This is a genomic window from Massilia sp. Soil_C_3 (assembly GCF_057657035.1).
Genome location: NZ_JBDGJG010000001.1, coordinates 464,609 through 482,425, shown reverse-complemented (window position 1 = coordinate 482,425; position 17,817 = coordinate 464,609). Strand labels below are relative to the sequence as shown.

The window sequence follows — 17,817 nt, the reverse complement described above, 5'->3', positions numbered from 1 at the left end:
AGTAAAATGACGCTTTTGTTCGCCTTCTATTTGTTGCCTCACTAGCAACCACCCTCCCCATGCTGCGTATTAACGAACTCAAACTTCCCCTGAACCACCCTGAACCGGCCCTGCGCGAGGCCATCCTGGCCCGTCTCGGCGTGCCGGATGCCGACCTGGTCGACTTCAGCGTCTACAAGCGCAGCTACGATGCGCGCAAGAAGGCCGCCATCGTGCTGATCTATTCGATCGATGCCGAAGTGCGCGGCGAAGCGGCGGTGCTGGCGCGCCTCAAGTGCGACCAGCACGTGATGCCCTCGCCCGACGTGGACTACAAGTTCGTGGAGGTCAACAAGCCGGCGCCGGGCACCCCGCGTCCGGTGGTGGTCGGCACCGGCCCCTGCGGCCTGTTCGTGGCGCTGATCCTGGCCCAGATGGGCCTGAATCCAATCATCCTCGAGCGCGGCAAGATCGTGCGCGAGCGCACCGTCGACACCTTCGGCTTCTGGCGCAAGCGCAAGCTCAATACCGAGTCCAACGTGCAGTTCGGCGAAGGCGGCGCCGGCACCTTCTCGGACGGCAAGCTGTACAGCCAGATCAAGGACAGCAACCACCACGGCCGCAAGGTGCTGACCGAGTTCGTGCGCTTCGGCGCACCGGAAGAGATCATGTACGTCAGCAAGCCGCACATCGGCACCTTCCGCCTGGTCAAGATGGTCGAGCAGATGCGGGCCGAGATCGTCCGCCTCGGCGGCGAGATCCGCTTCGAGACGCGCGTGGACGACGTGATGGTCGAGGAGACCGGCGGCGTGCGCCAGGTGGTCGGCGTGCGCTTAGGCAATGGCGAAGAGATCGCGACCCGCCACCTCACGATGGCGATCGGCCACAGCGCGCGCGACACCTTCCAGATGCTATACGACCGCGGCGTGTACATCGAAGCCAAGCCGTTCTCGATCGGCTTCCGGGTCGAGCACCCGCAGTCGCTGATCGACGTCTGCCGCTTCGGCCCCAACGCCGGCAACAAGATCCTCGGTGCGGCCGACTACAAGATCGTGCACCACGCCTCGAACGGCCGCTCCGTCTACAGCTTCTGCATGTGCCCGGGCGGCACCGTGGTCGCCGCATCGAGCGAGGAAGGCCGCGTCGTCACCAACGGCATGAGCCAGTATTCGCGCGCAGAGCGCAACGCCAACAGCGCGATCGTGGTCGGCATCACGCCCGACGACTACCCCGGCCACCCGCTGGCCGGGATCGACTTCCAGCGCGAGCTCGAATCGCGCGCCTTCGTGCTGGGCGGCGGCACCTATGACGCGCCGGGCCAGCTGATGGGCGACTTCGTCAAAGGCCGGCCGTCGACCGAGTTCGGTTCGGTCACCCCGTCGTTCCGCCCGGCGGTCCACCTGACCGACCTGGCGACCTCGCTGCCGGACTACGCGATCGTGGCGATGCGCGAGGCCTTCGTCGCCTTCGACAAGCAGATCAAGGGTTACTACAAGGAAGACGCGGTACTCACCGGCGTCGAGACCCGCACCTCGTCGCCGATCCGCATTCGCCGCAACAACGACGACCTGCAAAGCCTGAACACGCGCGGCCTGTTCCCGGCCGGCGAAGGCGCCGGCTACGCCGGCGGCATCATGTCGGCTGCGGTGGACGGCATCCGCGTGGCCGAAGCGGTGGCGAAAGCGATGGCAGCCAAGTGACAGTCCACACCGACGCCAAGCCCCAGGGCGTCGCCGCGCCCGCGCTGGCGATCCTGGGTTCGCTGGTGTCGGTCAATGCCGGCGCCGCCTGGGCCAAGGGCCTGTTCCCGGCGGTCGGCAGCGCCGGCGTGGTGGCGCTGCGGGTCGGGCTGTCGGCCCTGATCCTGCTGGTGCTGGTGCGGCCCTGGCGTTTCACGCTGCGCCGCGCCGACATCCCGAACATCGTCATCTATGGCGTGATGCTGGGGGCGATGAACCTGTTCATCTACCGCTCGTTCGAACGCATCCCGCTCGGAATCGCGGTCGCAATCGAAGTCACCGGGCCGCTGGCGGTGGTGATCCTGTCTTCGCGCCACGCGCGCGACTTCGTGTGGGTGATCCTTGCCGGCGCGGGATTATGGCTGCTGCTGCCGACGGCGGCCAGCAGCGCCGCGCTGGACCCGATCGGCATCGCCTATGCGCTGGCGGCGGCGTTCTGCTGGGCGATGTACATCGTGTTCGGCAAGCGGGTATCAATGCTGAACGGCGGCCAGGCGGTGTCCTGGGGGCTGCTGGCGGCCTGCGTGTTCGTGGTGCCGTTCGGCGTGACGCAAGCAGGCGGGGATTTACTCTCGCCCGCGGTGCTGGGCGGCGGCCTGGCGGTGGCGCTCTTGTCGTCCGCCCTGCCCTACACGCTCGAGATGAAGGCGCTCAAGCGCCTGCCGCAGCGCGTGTTCGGGATCCTGGTCAGCGCCGGTCCGGCGGTGGCGGCGCTGGCGGGCTTTTTGCTGCTGGGCGAACGGCTCACGACCGTGCAGTGGCTGGCGATCGCTCTGGTGACGCTGGCCTGCGGCGGCGCGGCGGCAACGGCCGATCGGCGCTGATTACAGCCACCCGGCCTTCTTGAACCGCCGGTACAGGTAGGCGCACACGCCCACCATGGTCAAGAGCGCCAGCGGATAACCCCACTTCCATTTCAGCTCCGGCATGAACTCGAAGTTCATGCCCCACACCCCGGCGAAGGCCGTGAACACGGCGAAGATCGCGGCGTACGAGGCCAGCTTCTTGCTGACTTCGTTCTCCTCGATCGCCACCATCGACAGGGTCACCTGGATCGCGGTGTTGATCGTGTCGCGCACCGCGTCCAGGCGGCCGGCGATGCGGTACAGGTGGTCGTGCACGTCGCGGAAGTAATCCTGGGTCTCGACCACCACGCCCGGCACGCGGCCGCCATACAGGCGGCCGACGGCGTCCATCAGCGGCACCACGGCGTGGCGCAGGGTCTGCGCCTTGCGCTTGAGCTCGTACAGGCGCTCGACGTTGGCGCGCTGCTTGCCCTGCATGCCGAAGATATGGTCCTCGATCGATTCGAGCTCGGATTCGAGCATGTCGACCACCGGGAAGTAGCGGTCCACCACGGCGTCGACCAGCGCATACAGCACGAAGCCGGCGCCCTTCTTCAGTTGATGCGGCTCGCGCTCGGCGCGCGCGCGCACTCCCAGGAAACCCTGGTTGGCGTCGCGCCGCACCGACAGCACGTAGTTCTCGCCCGCGAACACGGCCAGCTGGCCGACATTGAGCTCGTCGCCCGCCAGCTCCACGATCTGGACCACGACGAACAGCGAGTCGCCGTATTCCTCCAGCTTGGGCCGCTGGTGGCCGCGCAGGGCGTCTTCGACCGCCAGTTCGTGCAGGCTGAATTCTTCCTGCATCAGGGTGATGTCGGCGGGGGCCGGGTCGCGCAGGGCGACCCAGACGAAGGTGTCGTCCTGTTTCAGGTATTCGCTGATATCCTCGACCGGGATATCACACAGTTTCTTGCCTTCCTGGTAGGCGACGCAGTTGATCAGCATAAGGTGAAAAGGTAGAGCGGGCGATGCAGGAGCTTACACCACCGGCCGCCCTTTTCACCATCAGGCTTTACTACGAGCCTATTCCTCGCGCGCGCCGTCGATCCCCAGTTCCACGATCTTGCGCGTGATGGTGTTGCGCCCGATCCCGAGCCGCATCGCGGCGTCGTTCTTGCGTCCGTGCGTATGCTTGAGTGCTGTCCTGATCAGGGCCGACTCGAACTGGCGTCCCAGGATGTCCATCACGTCCATCTGCCCCGCGCTGAGCATGCCGGCGGCCTGCAGCTCGAGCAGGTCGATCCAGCCGTCGGGCGAGGCCGGCGCCTGCGCCGCGACCTGCATGACGATGCCTCCGGCGCCGGCCACCGGCAGTGCGCCCGCCCCCACCATGCCGTCGGACAGCGGCACCGGATTGGCGCTGGTGCCCGCCTGGCCCTGGGTCAGGTCGCGTGGTAAATCCTTGATCTCGACCGTCTGGCCGGGCGCCATCACGGTGATCCAGTTGCACAGGTTTTCCAGCTGGCGCACATTGCCCGGCAATTCGAGCCCGGACAGGAAGCGCATCGCCTGCTCGCTCATGCGCTTCGGTTCGACGCCCAATTGGTGTGCACTCTGCACCAGGAAGTGGCGCGTGAGGATCGGGATGTCGTCGCTGCGCTCGCGCAGGGACGGCAGGCGCAGGCGGATCACGTTCAGGCGGTGATACAGATCTTCGCGGAACAGGCCGTCGCGCACGCGCTGCTCGAGGTTCTGGTGGGTGGCCGCGATCACGCGCACATTGGCCTTTACCGGCTGGTGGCCGCCCACGCGGTAGAAGTGGCCGTCCGACAGCACGCGCAAAAGCCGGGTCTGCAGATCGAACGGCATGTCGCCGATCTCGTCGAGGAACAGCGTGCCGTCCTCGGCCTGCTCGAAGCGGCCGCGCCGCATGGCCTGGGCGCCGGTGAAGGCGCCGCGCTCGTGGCCGAACAGTTCCGATTCCAGCAAGTCCTTCGGGATCGCGGCGGTGTTCAGGGCGATGAAGGGTTGTTGCGCGCGCGGGCTGTGCTTGTGCAGCGCGCGCGCCACGAGCTCCTTGCCGGTGCCCGATTCGCCCGTGATCAGGACCGTCACATTCGATTGCGACAGGCGGCCGATGGCGCGGAACACCTCTTGCATCGCCGGCGCATGGCCCAGGATCTCGGGCGTCTCGGCCGGCAGCGCCTCGACGCTGGCTTCGCGCAGGCTCTCCTCGAGGGCGCGCCGGATCAGCGCCACCGCCTTGTCGATGTCGAACGGCTTGGCCAGGTAGTCGAAGGCGCCGCCCTGGAACGAGGACACCGCCGAATCGAGGTCCGAGAAGGCGGTGATGATGATGACCGGCAGGCCGGGATGGCGGGCCTTGACGGCCTGCAGCAGGTCGATGCCGGATTCGCCCGGCATGCGGATGTCCGATACCAGCACCTGCGGGGTATCGGTTTCAAAGGCGGTCAGGGCCTCGCGCGCGTTGGCGAAGCTGCGGGTCTCCAGGCTTTCGCGCGCCAGGGCTTTTTCGAGTACCCAGCGAATCGATGCGTCGTCGTCGACAATCCAGATTGGTTTCATGTATTCGTGCTTCCCGCAACATGGATTCAATAAAGGACTGGTCGGCGCCCTGCTCGCCCGCGCTTATGGCAGGGGCAGCAGGATACGGAAATCCGTCAGTCCAGGCCGGCTTTCGCACTCGATCACCCCCAGGTGCTGCTGCACGAAGGTTTGCGCCAGCGTCAGCCCGAGGCCGCTCCCGCCGTCACGCCCGGATACGAGCGGATAGAAAATGCGGTCGCGGATATCGGGCGCGATGCCCGGTCCATTGTCGATGATATGCAAGTCTAATGCCAGCCCGTAACGGACCTTCGCCAAAGTGACCTGGCGCGCCACGCGGGTGCGTAAAACAATCTCCGCGTCGCCCCGCGCCATGCGGCCGGAGAGCGCCTGGGCGGCGTTGTGGGCGATGTTCAGCACCACCTGGATCAGCTGCTCGAAATCGCCGCGGAATTCCGGGATCGAGGCGTCGTAGTCGCGCTTGATCGTCAGGCCTTGCGGGAATTCGGCCAGGATCAGGCTGCGCACCCGCTCGCACACTTCGTGGATATTGACGTCGCCAACAATATGGGGCTTCCTGTGCGGCGCCAGCAGGCGGTCGACCAGGGTCTGCAGGCGGTCGGCTTCCTTGATGATCACCTGCGTGTATTCCTGCAGCTCGAGCAGGTGGTGCGGCGGCAGCTCGAGTTCCAGCAGCTGGGCCGCGCCGCGGATGCCGCCCAGCGGGTTCTTGATCTCGTGCGCCAGGTTGCGGATGAGTTCCTTGTTGGCCTGGCTCTGGTCGAGGATGCGCTCCTCGCGGTCGAGCTTCAACTGCTGCACGTTCTCGCGCAGCTCGATCAGGAGGGTGCCGTCGCCCAGCGCGCTGACGATGCTGTTCACGTGCAGCGGCTCGCGGTTATTGCGCTGCAGGGTCAGGTCCTGGCGCAGGTCGGCGTACTGGTGGGCCAGCGCCTGGCCGATCAGGGCGGCCAGCTCGGCGCCATTCTGGAACAATTCGGGCAGGCGATGGCGCTGCAGCGACTTGAGCGACAGCTCCATCAGGTTCTCGGCGGCGGCGTTCGCATACAGCACTTCGCCCTCGGCGCCGGTCAGCAGCACGGCCGAGGCCAGCAGGTCGAGGCCGGCGTAGCGCGCCGGATCGCCCGCATCAAAAGCGGGAACGTCGTTCATGGGTGGCAGGGTCATCTGATATTGCCGATCTCGCGCCGCAGCGCCTCGATATTGCGTTCAGTACGGTTGATCTCGTCGCGCATCGTCACCACCCGCTCCTGGTACTTGGCGTAATTACGCTCATTGCCCTGGCGCTCGGGCTCGCCGTTGTTGAACACTTTTTTGAGCTCGAGCAGCTTGCGCTCCTCGATGCGCAATTCGTCGCCCAGGATCTCGCGCCGCTCGTCGTCGCGCGCGCGCTGCACCACATTGTCCACGCGCGGGAAGCTGGACGGCGTGCTGCTGGCGGCCGGGGCCGGCGCGCTGGCCGAATCCGATCCGCCCGACGAACGCGGGGCCGGGATCGGCTTTGATGCCGCCGGCGGCGAACTGTAGCCGGTATCGATCAGCTGGCACTTGCCGACCTTGACGTCGGTGTACAGCGGGCGGCCGTTGGCGTCCGTACAACGATAGATCTGGGCCTGGGCCGAGGTGCACAACAGCAGGGCGAACATGGCCACGGCGCCGTGAAAAACGATGTTTGTCATTCCTATCACTCGGTAGCTTGCATCGGCGGAAAGATGCATTGTAGTCGCGCCCGACTATACCCGAAGCAACAAAAAACGCGGGGAAAGCCATCGCTTTCCCCGCGTTTCATGGCATCGCCGTCAAGGCTGGCGATGCGCAGGCACAACAGCTTGCCAAGTGATTACGACGAATAGTACATGTCGAATTCGGCTGGGTGCGGGGTCATGCGCAGACGCTGCACTTCGTTCATCTTCAGCTCGATGTAGGCATCGATCATGCTGTCGCTGAACACGCCGCCGCGGGTCAGGAACTCGCGGTCCTTGTCCAGGGCTTCCAGCGCTTCTTCGAGCGAGGCGCACACGGTCGGGATCAGCTTGTCTTCTTCCGGCGGCAGGTGGTACAGGTCCTTGGTGGCGGCTTCGCCCGGGTGGATCTTGTTCTGGATGCCGTCCAGGCCGGCCATCAGCAGCGCAGCGAAGCACAGGTAGACGTTGGCCAGTGGGTCCGGGAAGCGGGTCTCGATGCGGCGGCCTTTCGGGTTCGCCACGTGCGGGATGCGGATCGAGGCCGAACGGTTACGTGCCGAATAGGCCAGCTTGACCGGGGCTTCGTAGCCAGGCACCAGGCGCTTGTACGAGTTCGTGCCCGGGTTGGTGATCGCGTTCAGGGCGCGCGCGTGCTTGATGATGCCGCCGATGTAGAACAGTGCGGTTTCCGACAGGCCGGCATAGCCGTCGCCAGCGAACAGGTTCTTGCCGTCTTTCCAGATCGACTGGTGCACGTGCATGCCCGAGCCGTTGTCGCCGTTGATCGGCTTCGGCATGAAGGTTGCGGTCTTGCCATAGCTGTGGGCGACGTTCCAGATCACGTATTTCATGTTCTGGGTCCAGTCGGCGCGCTCGACCAGGGTCGAGAACTTGGTGCCGATTTCATTCTGGCCGGCGCCCGCCACTTCGTGGTGGTGCACTTCGACCGGGATGCCCATCGATTCGAGGATCAACGACATTTCCGAGCGCATGTCCTGGAACGAATCGACAGGTGGCACCGGGAAGTAGCCGCCCTTGACGGTCGGACGGTGGCCGCTGTTGCCGCCTTCGATTTCCTTGTCGGTCGCCCACGACGATTCGTCCGAATCGATCTTGACGAAGCAGCCCGACATGTCGATCTTCCAGCGGATCGAGTCGAAGATGAAGAATTCCGGTTCCGGGCCGAAGTAGGCGGTGTCGCCGATGCCCGACGATTTCAGGTAGGCTTCGGCGCGCTTGGCGATCGAGCGCGGGTCGCGGTCGTAGCCCTTGCCATCCGACGGTTCGATGACGTCGCACTGCATGAACAGCGTGGTCTCTTCCATGAACGGGTCGAGGTTGGCGGTGTTCGGGTCTGGCAGCAGGAGCATGTCCGAGGCTTCGATACCCTTCCAGCCGGCGATCGACGAACCGTCGAAGGCGTGGCCGGATTCGAATTTGTCCAGGTCGAAGTGCGACACCGGGACCGTGACGTGCTGTTCCTTGCCGCGGGTATCGGCGAAGCGTAAATCAACGAATTTGACTTCGTTGTCCTTGACCAGTTGCATTACATCTGCGGCGGACTTTGCCATTCGGAATCTCCTAATTGAAAAAAGGAAGTCGGGCCATGAGAACCGACAACTTGCATCATGTTGAAGCACGAAGCATGCCAACTTGGTGACACCCCACGTGCCCAGTTAATTGCATGAGAGCATGCACAAATCGTTCTTGGGGGACGGGCCAGTTTACCCATAAAATCGCGTCGATCGGCAGGCTTGTCGAAAGATTTACAGTGCATGCCGAATGCACCAATCAAGTGCAATCACGTGTCGATGCACCATTTAAGAGCAGGATACACTGATCCACGGTGGTGCAGCGCCTTTGGATGCCCAAAAACGGACCGAACATTATGACGACAGAAAACATTCTCGAGGCGGCGCGCCAGCGTGGCGCAGGCCAGCCCTATGCCGGTGCGGTGACGCCGCAAGAGGCGTTCGAGCTGCTTAGAAGCAGCCCGAACGTCAAACTGGTGGACGTGCGCACCAATGCCGAACGCGACTGGGTGGGCCGGGTCGCCATCCCCGACGCCCAGCATGCGGCGGTACAGTGGGCGACGTATCCGGGCGGCGTGCCGAATCCGGATTTCGGCGCCCAGTTGGAAAAAGTCGCAAACCCGGATGACATCCTGCTGTTCCTGTGCCGCTCGGGCGTGCGCTCGCGCCACAGCGCCCGCGTGGCGACCGAACTCGGTTATGCGAATGCCTTCGACATCCTCGAAGGCTTCGAGGGCGACAGGGATGGCGAAGGCCATCGCAAGACGCTCGGCGGCTGGTGCAAGGCGGGATTGCCGTGGGTGGGTGCATGAGCGACGAGGTAAGTAACCCCATCGAACGCCTGGTGGCGGCGCGCGAACTGGCCGACCAGGGCCAGTACGACGCCGCGCTGCAAGAGCTGACCTGGTTCCACGAGCATGCGCTGGAACAGGATCCGTCGCTGGCCGGTGTACGCCGTTCCTATGCGCTCGCCGATTGGGCCGTACTGGCCGAGGCCCATCCGCCGGCGGAAGCGGCGCTCGAGGCGGTGCGCGAGCGCAATGCCGCCCTGCTGCTGGCCGGCCAGGGCAACCGCGACGGCTTGTTCGACGTGGTCTCGATCGACCATGCGCGCGACCAGCCGGTGCGCACGCGCGACCTGTTCCTGCAACTGGAAACCGTGGCGCCGGCGCTGGCCGCTTCGTGCATCCGGGTCGTGCTGCCGCAGGTGATCGCCGCCGGCGACGCCGAACTTGCCGAACGCCTGATGCCGAACCCGGAAGAAAACATCCGCCAGCATGCCGACTACCTGATGGACGCCTTCCGCGAGCGCCGCAAGCGTTTCACCGCCGCGCCCAGCATCCCGGCCGAGATCCACAACTATGTGCAGGACGTGAACGCCATCCTGGACGTGCTGGCCGCGCGCGGCCGGCACGCCGACGTGCGGCGCCTCCGCCAGCTGGCCGCCGACGCGATTCCCGCCACCACCCTGCGCCGCGAAGTGCGCGCCGCGCTCGTCCCCGGCGCGCCGGCATGGTACGAGCGCGGCGTCCCGCGCCGTCGCAACGGGTAGGGTCGGCAGCTTCGCCGCCGACGCGGTGATGGTTGGCAGCGAGATCATCCGGCGCGAGAACGGCGCACATAACTACCGCCGCTCTCGCAACACCGGGGTCAGGTCTGACAATCGGACACGTTCTCAGCCTTAAAGCAGATCATTACAGCTTGGAAGAGTCGAGACAATCACGCTTTGGTTAAGGACTGCAGAGCCCGTGTCCGATTGTCAGACCTGACCCCGAAGTTCACGCTTATGGTGGCATTTGGAGTCCCCCCTAGCTGTGCTCTAGCAGATGGAGGTTGTTTAGAAATGAACCGATTAACTCAAATTGTGGGCACATGGATCCTAACGCTATCGGCGCAGGCGGATAACGGCCACATCGTGGAATACTCCTCTCACAGCCGCGGGGGAACGGAGAGTAGTGCTAACTGTCGATCTTTAGGAGGCTTCGTACTTGCGGCTGGGTGTGGACTGGGCTCTACAAAAGAAGTTACGGGTGCGCGCCCTCAACGCGTTGAGATACCGAAAACTAAAACGCTTCAGTCTCCTTTCGCCCGAGCAGTCAGCCAGGCGAAAGCTAACAGTTTGATCGAGCGGGGAATGGAAGGGTACACGGAAGTCTTAGTTCATTGCCAGAAGAGCCAATCCGTCGTCATGACGACCGCCCTACTCCGGAGCGACGCACAACGAGATCATTGCTATCGTTTTTAAGCCAAAACGCCGCGCAACACCGGGGTCAGGTCTGACATTCGGACACGTTCTCAGCCTTAAAGCAGATCATTACAGCTTGGACGGCACGAGACAATCACGCTGTGGCTAATGACTGCTCAGCCCGTGTCCGATTGTCAGACCTGACCCCGAAGTGTTGTCAGACCTGACCCCGAAGTTCTCGAGCGCGGAGTCCCGCGCCGTCGCAACGAACGGTTCAATTAGGCATCACCATCAGCTGGAGTCCCGAGGCCGTACCCGGCGCGCGATAGACGCGCTGGGTCGCCTTCCTGAAGTCTTCCGGCTTCGCGTCGGGAATGCGCATGAAGGTCTGCGGATTCAGGTCGATTAGCGGGAACCACGAACTCTGCACCTGCACCATGATGCGGTGGCCGCGGCGGAAGGTGTGGTTCACCGCCCCCAGCTCGATATCGATCGCTGTCACCTTGCCGGGCACGAAGGGCTCCGGTTTCTCGTAGCTGTTGCGGAACTTGCCGCGCAGCGGATTGCCGCGTACCAGTTGCTGGAAGCCGCCCAGTTTCAGGGCCGGCGGTCCGACGTCGCTGCCGGCACGCGGCGCCGCCGGCGTCGGATAGTCGGCCGGGTAGACGTCGATCAGCTTCACGACCCAATCCGCGTCGGTGCCGGTGGTCGACACGAACAGCTTCGGCGCTACCTGCCCGGCAACCGTCACGTCTTCTTCCAGCACCTCGCTCTGGTACACCAGCACGTCGGGACGGGTCGCGGCGAAGCGCTGGTCGGACACCATGTATTCGCGCGGCACGCCCTGAGCCGGATAGCCGATATAGGGCACCGGGCGCTTCGGATCGGCCACATACTCATCGTAAGCGTCGAACGCGCCAGTCGTTGCCGGCTGTTGCCAGGTCAGGCCGCCATTGGCATTGAAGTACAGGGTGCGCGCCCGGGCCGGCTTCGGCGGCCAGGCGTCGTAGCTGCGCCAGACATTGGTGCCGGTCTCGAACATGGTGACCGGCGCCAGCTCCGTGGCCGGCTTGATGCCTTTCAGGTGCTGCTCGAAGAAGGGAAACTGGATGTTGCGCCGGAAGTAGTCGCTGGTGTTGGCATCGAAGCGCACGTGACCGAGGCGCGCGCCGTCGCCGCGCATCCAGCCACCATGCACCCATGGGCCCACCACCAGCCTGTTCACCGCAGCTGGATTGTGGCGCCTGACAGCGTCATAAACGGTGAACGGGCCCTGGAAATCTTCCGCATCGAACCAGCCGCCGACGGTCAGCATCGCCGCCTTGACGTTCTTCATGTGCGGACCGATGGCGCGCGACTGCCAGAAGTCGTCATAGGTGTCGTGCTCGATGTTCGGCATGAACAGCTCGCGCTGGCGCTCGCTCATCGTGCCCGCGATCGCGCCCAGCGTCAGGTGCTTGAGGAAGAAGTCGTAGCCGTCGGCCTCGTCGTAGTCGAAGCCGCCGCCCGATGCCGACTTGGGCGAAGGGTTGGGCGCGGCGACGAAGGACGAATAGAAGTCGAAGTTGGCGGCCAGCTTGAACGCGCCGCCGTGATACGAATCGTCGCCCATGTACAGGTCGGCGATCGGCGCCTGCGGAGAAGCGGCCTTGATGGCCGGATGCGAATCGATCACGCTGGCGGCGGCGTAGAAACCGGGATAGCTGATGCCCCAGATGCCGACCTTGCCGTTGTTGTTCGGGACGTTCTTGATCAGCCAGGCCACGGTATCGTGCATGTCCTTGGCTTCGACGCCCTCCCCCTTGCCCAGCGCCGGCTTGGCGTGCGGCGTCATCTCCTGCCACACGCCCTCGGACATGTGGCGGCCGCGCACGTCCTGGACCACGAAGATATAGCCGGCGTCTTCGAATTCGCGCGAGGGCCCGAGCGACTCCGGCATCCAGTCCACGCCGTAGCGCAGCTCTCCTTCGGCGCGCACGCCGGCGCTGTAGGGCGTGCGCTGCATCAGGAAGGGGTAGGCGCGCGAGCTGTCCTTCGGCACGTAGACCGCGGTGAACAGTCGCGCGCCGTCGCGCATCGGGATCCGGTATTCGTACTTGGTATAGGCTTCACGCACGGAGCGCTTGGCAGGGGCGCTTTCTGGCGCGGCCTGCATGCCGGCGGCGAAGGCCGGGATAGCGCCCGCGAGCAGGAGACCAAGGACGAGAGCGGACAGCGGACGGCGAATCATGACTTCCTTCGGTTGAAAACACTGGGGGCGCCAGTGTAATCGCAATCCGGAGCGGATGATTATTTCGTCAACGGCACCGCAGCCGCTTCGCTGTCTTCCTGCACGCCGCGGATCCGCTCGCGCACCAGGTGGATGTGGCTGCGCAGGCGATACAGTTCGTCGGCATAGGCCAGCGGCACCGAGATGTGGTTGACCCGGTCCTCGAGCCCGTCCAGGCGCCGCAGCAGTTCCTTGCGCACCGTGTCGACCGGCTCGAGCCCGGCGTCTTCCAGCGCCTGTTCGATCGCGCGCAGCTCGCCGTACCAGCGGTAGACGCGCGAGCGCACGCGCCACACGTAGATCGGCGGCACGATCTTCGACAGCGGAATCAGCAAGGCGGTGAGCGCCACCACCACCACCCACAGGCGCTCGGCCAGGTTGGCCAGCCAGAAGCTCATATAGCGCTGCATGAAGGGCGGACCGTCGCGGTAATAGCGCGCGGCTTCCGGCGCCACCGGGATCTCGGTGTACTTTGGCGACGGGAACTGGCCCTGCTGCTGGAACCAGCCGGCCCCGCCGTGGATATTGGTCGCGGCCTTCACCAAGAGGCCCACCAGGGCCGGATGGATTTCCTCGCGCGCCACCAAGGTCGCGGTGGGCGCGATCAGGTGGTAATCCTGGGCCGGGATATTGCGGCCCAGGTCGACGATCCCGCGCGGCAGCACCACGTGGGTCAGGAAAGGCAGGCGCCGTGTATAGGCCTCGGCCTGGGCGAAGTCGAACAGCCGGATGCCGGGCGTCTGCAGCAGCATCTGGATCAGCGGCGCTTCCGGCGCCGACGAAAACACCAGGCCGTCGATGCGGCCGGCCAGCAGCTCCACCGTGGCCGGCGTGTCGGCCAGGTCGCCGATCCGCAGGTCTTGCGGTGCGATGCCGTTGGCGTCGAGCACCTGGCGCAGCAGGCGCGGCACGCCGGTGCCTTCCGGTCCCAGGTTGATGCGCTTGCCGCGCAGGTCGGTCAGATTCGTGACCCTGGCTTCTTCGCGCAGGAACAGCCATACCGGTTCGGTGAACAGGCTGCCCAATGAAACCAGTTCCTGGCGCTCGGCGGCTTCGCCGTCTTGCGCGTTCATGGTATCGCCGTCGGTCGAGCCGCTCTGCACGAAGGCGACGTCGGCTTCTCCCGCCAGCAGGCGTTGCAGGTTGTCGCGCGAGCCGAGGGTCGGCTGCAGCGTCACCTTGATGTCGTCGCGCGCGAGCAGGCTCGCGTACTGCTTGCCGAAGGTCTCGTAGGCGGAATTTTCCTGGCCGGTGGCCAGGCGCAGGCTGCGCGGCGGCGCCGGATCGACCCACCAGTAGGCCAGCAGCACGGCCGCCGCCACCATCAGGATGGTCGGGCCGGAGGCCACGACCAGGTCGCGCAGCGAGACGATGGAAAAATTCTGCAGCCGCGCGCGCAGGCCCTTGCCCGGCGCGCCGCTGCCCTCGCCCGCCGGCTTCAACGCACGCACTGCCGCTGGGACGCCGCCACCGCTTGCGGCGTCGCACCAGGCACGGATGCAGGTACAGATGCGTGCGGCGCCGGCTCGATCATCGGCATCAGGCTAGGCGCCAGCGTCACCAGGAGCTGCACCGGCAGCGCGCTGGTGAAGTCATAGTGTTCCGACTGCGGGCCGTGCACATAGGCTGTCATGCTGCCGTAGAAGCGTTCGCCGATATTGAACACGAAGGTCGCCGAGCGGTTCACGTAGCGCGATTCGACCAGGCGGCCGCCGCGCGCATACACGTCGAAGCGCTGGTCACCGGTGCCGGTCTTGCCGCCCAGCGCGATCACGCTGCCGTCGGCCTGCACAAAAGCGGTCTTGACGCGCTTGGCGGTGCCGTCCGAAACCACGCCCTGGATGGCGTCGGCCACGGTGCGCGCGACTTCCGGCGCCAGCACCTGTTCCTTGCCGCCGCCCTTGTTGCGCTTGACCAGGGTCTCGTAAGGCGTGTCCTTGGCAAAGTGCAGCGAGTCGATGCGCTCGATGGGCTTGCGCACGCCGCCGTTGACGATGATGCCCATCAGCTCGGCCAGCGAGGCCGGACGGTCGGCCGAGGCGCCCAGGGTGGTCGCGAACGACGGCACCAGCGAATCGAAGGGATAACCCATTTTCTTCCACTGGGCGTGGATCTTGAGGAAGGCTTCGACCTCGAGCAGGCCGGCGATGCGCTTGTCCTGGGCGTTCTTGCGGCTGGTCTTGAACAGCCACTGGTAGACTTCCTGGCGCTCCTTGACGCTGGCGGCCGTCACCTCGGACCAGGTGGCCTTGGGGTGCGTGCGCAGATAGCTTACCAGCCACAGTTCGAGCGGGTGCACCGAGGCCACGTAGCCGCGGTCGGCCAGCGACATATTGCGCGCATCGTACATCTCGTACATCTTCGGGATGCGTTCCGGATCGACCTCGTTGGCCGACGGCAGGGTCGCGTCGATGAAGGCGCCGAACTGCTCCAGCGTAGCGTTCGGGGCCACCGTGCGGTGGGCCGCGGCCAGCTTCGAGGCGAGCGGACGCACGCCGGAGAACAGCAGCGCTTCGATCTCGGCCGGGGTCTTGCCCTTGTACTTGTTCCAGAACTTGGCCAGGAAATCCTTGCCCTCGTTGTCGGCGAAGCGCGCCAGGTAGGCGGCGCGGCGCGGATCGTTGGCATCGGCCAGCAGCTGGGCCGAGGAACCGGGCAGCTGGAACATGTAGTAGCGCACCACATCGCGCATCATGCGCACGAACACCAGGTTGGTCGACTGGCGCAGCGCCTGGTGCACGTCCATGATCTTGTCGTTGTCCAGGCGGCTGAAGTTGCCGAAGGTATGCAGGCCGCCGCCGGTCATGAAGCGCTCGCCCGGGCTGGCCGAGTAGCGGCGCGCCATGGCGGCGTCGAGCATGGCTTTCAGGCCGCGGTCGGCGCCTTCCGGCAGGGTCTGGAAGTATTCCAGGCCCCATTGCGACATGCGGTCCTTCGGATCGATCTCGACGCCGTGCAGGCCGATCTTGTCCAGCGGCTCGAAGCGCTTGTGCAGCTGGTCGACGATGTCCAGGTAGGTCACCAGCGTGCGCAGCTTGGCGGTCGAACCGAGGTCGAGCTTGGCGCCCTCGTTGATGTCGAGCGGCTGGTCGTAGTTATCGGTCTGGACCCGCAGGTAGTTGACGTGCTCGCCCCGCTCCATCAGCGTGAAGCTGTACACCACCTGGGCCGGGTCGCCGTTGCCGAGCAGACCCTTGCCGGTCAGGCCGGCCGCTTTGGCATGCTCGGCGTCGGACAGCTGGCGCAGGGCCGCCGTCACCGCCTGCTGGGCATTGCCGTCCAGGGTCGAGACCACCGACAGGTCGAGGCGGTCGACGTTGTACAGGCGCGAATCGCCGATCAGGAAGCCGAGGTGGTTGCGCACCGCATTGGCCGCCTTGCGCGACACGAAGGCGTCGGCCGGCGGCGGCGCCACGCCGCTGTGCAGCGCCGGCTGCAGTTTCACGCTCAGGGCGGCGTCGCGCAACTGGGGCGAGATCACGCCGGCCTGGGCCAGCACGCGCAGGTGGCTGTCGGTCAGGATTTCGAGGTCGGGTTCGCCGGCGCCCAGGTAATAGGCCGGGCGGCGCTGGGCGATCATCAGCGACAGCGCTTCTTTGTACGCCAGCACGGCATCCGGGCTCGTCATCGGGCCCTTCAGCATCGCGTTGACCTTGTCGAAGTCGCGGCCATACCAGACCCACAGGCCGTCGCCGATGCCGTTCACTTCGCCATAGCCGGACTTGGCCGACAGCGGCACCGTATTCAGGTAGTCGAGCACGATCTGGCGGCGCGAACCGGTGGTGTCTTCGCCATCCTGGTAGGCGCGCAGCGTGGCCGAGGCCATCTGGATGATCTTGTCGGTGGTCGAGCTGGTGCGGCCTTCGGGCGAATGCCGGTATTTTTCGATCTGGGTCGCCAGCGTGCTGCCGCCGGCCACGCGGCCGCCGCCACCCAGGCCGATGCTGGACAGGGACTTGTCGAACACGGCCTTCGAGAAGCGGTCCCACTCGACCGCCGGATTGCGGCGCGGATGGCTTGCGTCGAGCAGTTCGCGGTTCTCGATGAACAGCAGGCTCTGCACCAGCAGCGGCGGCGCTGCGCTGAATTCGTGGTAGAAGCGCTCGGGGAAGCGCGAGGTAAAGATCGGCTGCGAGCGGCAATCGAGGATCTCGAGGCCGACCTTGGTCTTTTCGTGATAGGTCGCGTACAGGCCCATGTCGGCCATCTTGACCATCTGCGGCGAGATGCGCGCCTGGGCCGCGATCGCGTAGTCGCGGGTCCGCAGGCGCTCGAGATAGTGCGGCATGCCGGCATAGCCGAGCCGGGTATCATAGGGACTGGCGGCCGGGAACCGGATCGCATCGCTGGGACCGTTTTCCATGCGATAGGTGAGCTCGCTGGCCATGTCGGCGAAGATCTTGGCCTGCAGGCGAGAGGTGCGCGTCTCCAGCACCGCCCAGGCCGCCAGCAGCGCGATCAGCAGCAGCAGGCCGAGCACCAGCCACAACTTCCAGCGCCGCTTGCGCGGGGCCGGCTCGTCGCCGCCGGGCTCACCCGACGGGCCGCCGGGGATGCCGCCATTGCCCGCCAGGTGCGGGAAGGCTTCGTACAGGGGAACGTCGTTGCCGCCGGCCGCGAGCGCAGGAGCGCTCTCCACGGCAGCCGCCGCGGCACTGGCGCTGGCCGGCGCGGCCGATGTCGCGACCGCGTCGCCAAACGTCGGCTCGAAGGTCGGCTCAAAGGTCGGCTCACTGCGCTCGTTGGCGGCACGCTTGCCGGACACATTACTTGGCCGTCGTTGACGGCGAATACTTTCCATGATGGCTTAACCGGTCTGAATCAAAACGCTAGCAATCCCCGCCAACCTGCTCGCCATCTGTGGTGCTGCTGGTCCGTTCGAGTGATCGTGGTGTGTGTAAGTTCGCACGCGGATGGTGCAATCCCACTCCAGATCGCACCGTCCGTAGGCAATATTCCACCACATCAATACGCCTCACGCGAGGCGCCGTTTAACAAATTTGCTGCGCGTGGAATATTTTCGCAAAAAAACAACGAGGTCTTGGCTGAGTGAC

Annotated in this window: 12 protein-coding genes; 4 read left to right on the top strand and 8 right to left on the bottom strand. The window is 65.3% G+C overall.

The genetic code is table 11. From position 1 onward, the window contains the following. Window positions 1-59: 59 nt before the first annotated feature. Both AC3A6F_RS02205 and AC3A6F_RS02200 read left to right on the top strand, forming a co-directional pair. Window positions 60-1,679, top strand: a complete 1,620-nt coding sequence (locus tag AC3A6F_RS02205; protein WP_487678321.1) for an NAD(P)/FAD-dependent oxidoreductase — start codon at window positions 60-62, stop codon at window positions 1,677-1,679. Continuing rightward, entirely contained in the window at window positions 1,676-2,542 is an 867-nt protein-coding gene (locus AC3A6F_RS02200) for an EamA family transporter (protein WP_487678320.1), read from the top strand. Before AC3A6F_RS02205 ends, AC3A6F_RS02200 begins: the two co-directional genes overlap by 4 nt. On the opposite strand, the gene corA is transcribed toward AC3A6F_RS02200, so the two are convergent. The 5 genes from corA to glnA form a co-directional block, all read right to left on the bottom strand. After that, window positions 2,543-3,511: a magnesium/cobalt transporter CorA gene (corA, locus tag AC3A6F_RS02195; protein ID WP_487678319.1), complete on the bottom strand. Its 969-nt coding sequence runs from the start codon at window positions 3,509-3,511 to the stop codon at window positions 2,543-2,545. Between the two features lie 78 nt (window positions 3,512-3,589). Further along, a complete protein-coding gene (gene ntrC / locus AC3A6F_RS02190; RefSeq protein ID WP_320473002.1) occupies window positions 3,590-5,092 on the bottom strand; it encodes a nitrogen regulation protein NR(I) in 1,503 nt (500 codons plus the stop codon). Window positions 5,093-5,155: 63 nt separating this feature from the next. Continuing rightward, window positions 5,156-6,244, bottom strand: a complete 1,089-nt coding sequence (gene glnL, locus AC3A6F_RS02185; RefSeq protein ID WP_487678480.1) for a nitrogen regulation protein NR(II) — start codon at window positions 6,242-6,244, stop codon at window positions 5,156-5,158. An 11-nt stretch (window positions 6,245-6,255) separates the two neighbouring features. Further along, window positions 6,256-6,771: a DUF4124 domain-containing protein gene (locus AC3A6F_RS02180; RefSeq protein ID WP_487678318.1), complete on the bottom strand. Its 516-nt coding sequence runs from the start codon at window positions 6,769-6,771 to the stop codon at window positions 6,256-6,258. A 161-nt stretch (window positions 6,772-6,932) separates the two neighbouring features. Then, window positions 6,933-8,348 carry a type I glutamate--ammonia ligase gene (gene glnA / locus AC3A6F_RS02175; RefSeq protein WP_219862813.1) on the bottom strand — a complete coding sequence of 472 codons (1,416 nt, stop codon included), beginning with the start codon at window positions 8,346-8,348 and terminating at the stop codon, window positions 6,933-6,935. 317 nt (window positions 8,349-8,665) lie between these two features. Here glnA and AC3A6F_RS02170 point away from each other — a divergent pair, with 317 nt between their 5' ends. Then, window positions 8,666-9,121 carry a rhodanese-like domain-containing protein gene (locus AC3A6F_RS02170; protein WP_320472999.1) on the top strand — a complete coding sequence of 152 codons (456 nt, stop codon included), beginning with the start codon at window positions 8,666-8,668 and terminating at the stop codon, window positions 9,119-9,121. Continuing rightward, complete coding sequence (locus tag AC3A6F_RS02165) at window positions 9,118-9,861, top strand: hypothetical protein (protein ID WP_487678317.1); 744 nt, start codon at window positions 9,118-9,120, stop codon at window positions 9,859-9,861. Before AC3A6F_RS02170 ends, AC3A6F_RS02165 begins: the two co-directional genes overlap by 4 nt. A gap of 907 nt (window positions 9,862-10,768) precedes the next feature. Here AC3A6F_RS02165 and AC3A6F_RS02160 read toward each other — a convergent pair. Genes AC3A6F_RS02160 through AC3A6F_RS02150 form a run of 3 tightly spaced genes read right to left on the bottom strand, consistent with a single transcriptional unit; the run spans window position 10,769 to window position 17,564 of the window. Beyond that, window positions 10,769-12,724 carry a CocE/NonD family hydrolase gene (locus AC3A6F_RS02160; RefSeq protein WP_487678316.1) on the bottom strand — a complete coding sequence of 652 codons (1,956 nt, stop codon included), beginning with the start codon at window positions 12,722-12,724 and terminating at the stop codon, window positions 10,769-10,771. A gap of 59 nt (window positions 12,725-12,783) precedes the next feature. Further along, the gene (locus AC3A6F_RS02155) at window positions 12,784-14,214 is read right to left on the bottom strand and encodes a TAXI family TRAP transporter solute-binding subunit (RefSeq protein WP_487678315.1); all 1,431 of its coding nucleotides are present in this window, start codon (window positions 14,212-14,214) and stop codon (window positions 12,784-12,786) included. Beyond that, window positions 14,202-17,564 (bottom strand): transglycosylase domain-containing protein, encoded by a 3,363-nt coding sequence (locus AC3A6F_RS02150; RefSeq protein WP_487678314.1) that lies wholly within the window; start codon window positions 17,562-17,564, stop codon window positions 14,202-14,204. Before AC3A6F_RS02150 ends, AC3A6F_RS02155 begins: the two co-directional genes overlap by 13 nt. Between the last annotated feature and the right edge of the window lie 253 nt (window positions 17,565-17,817).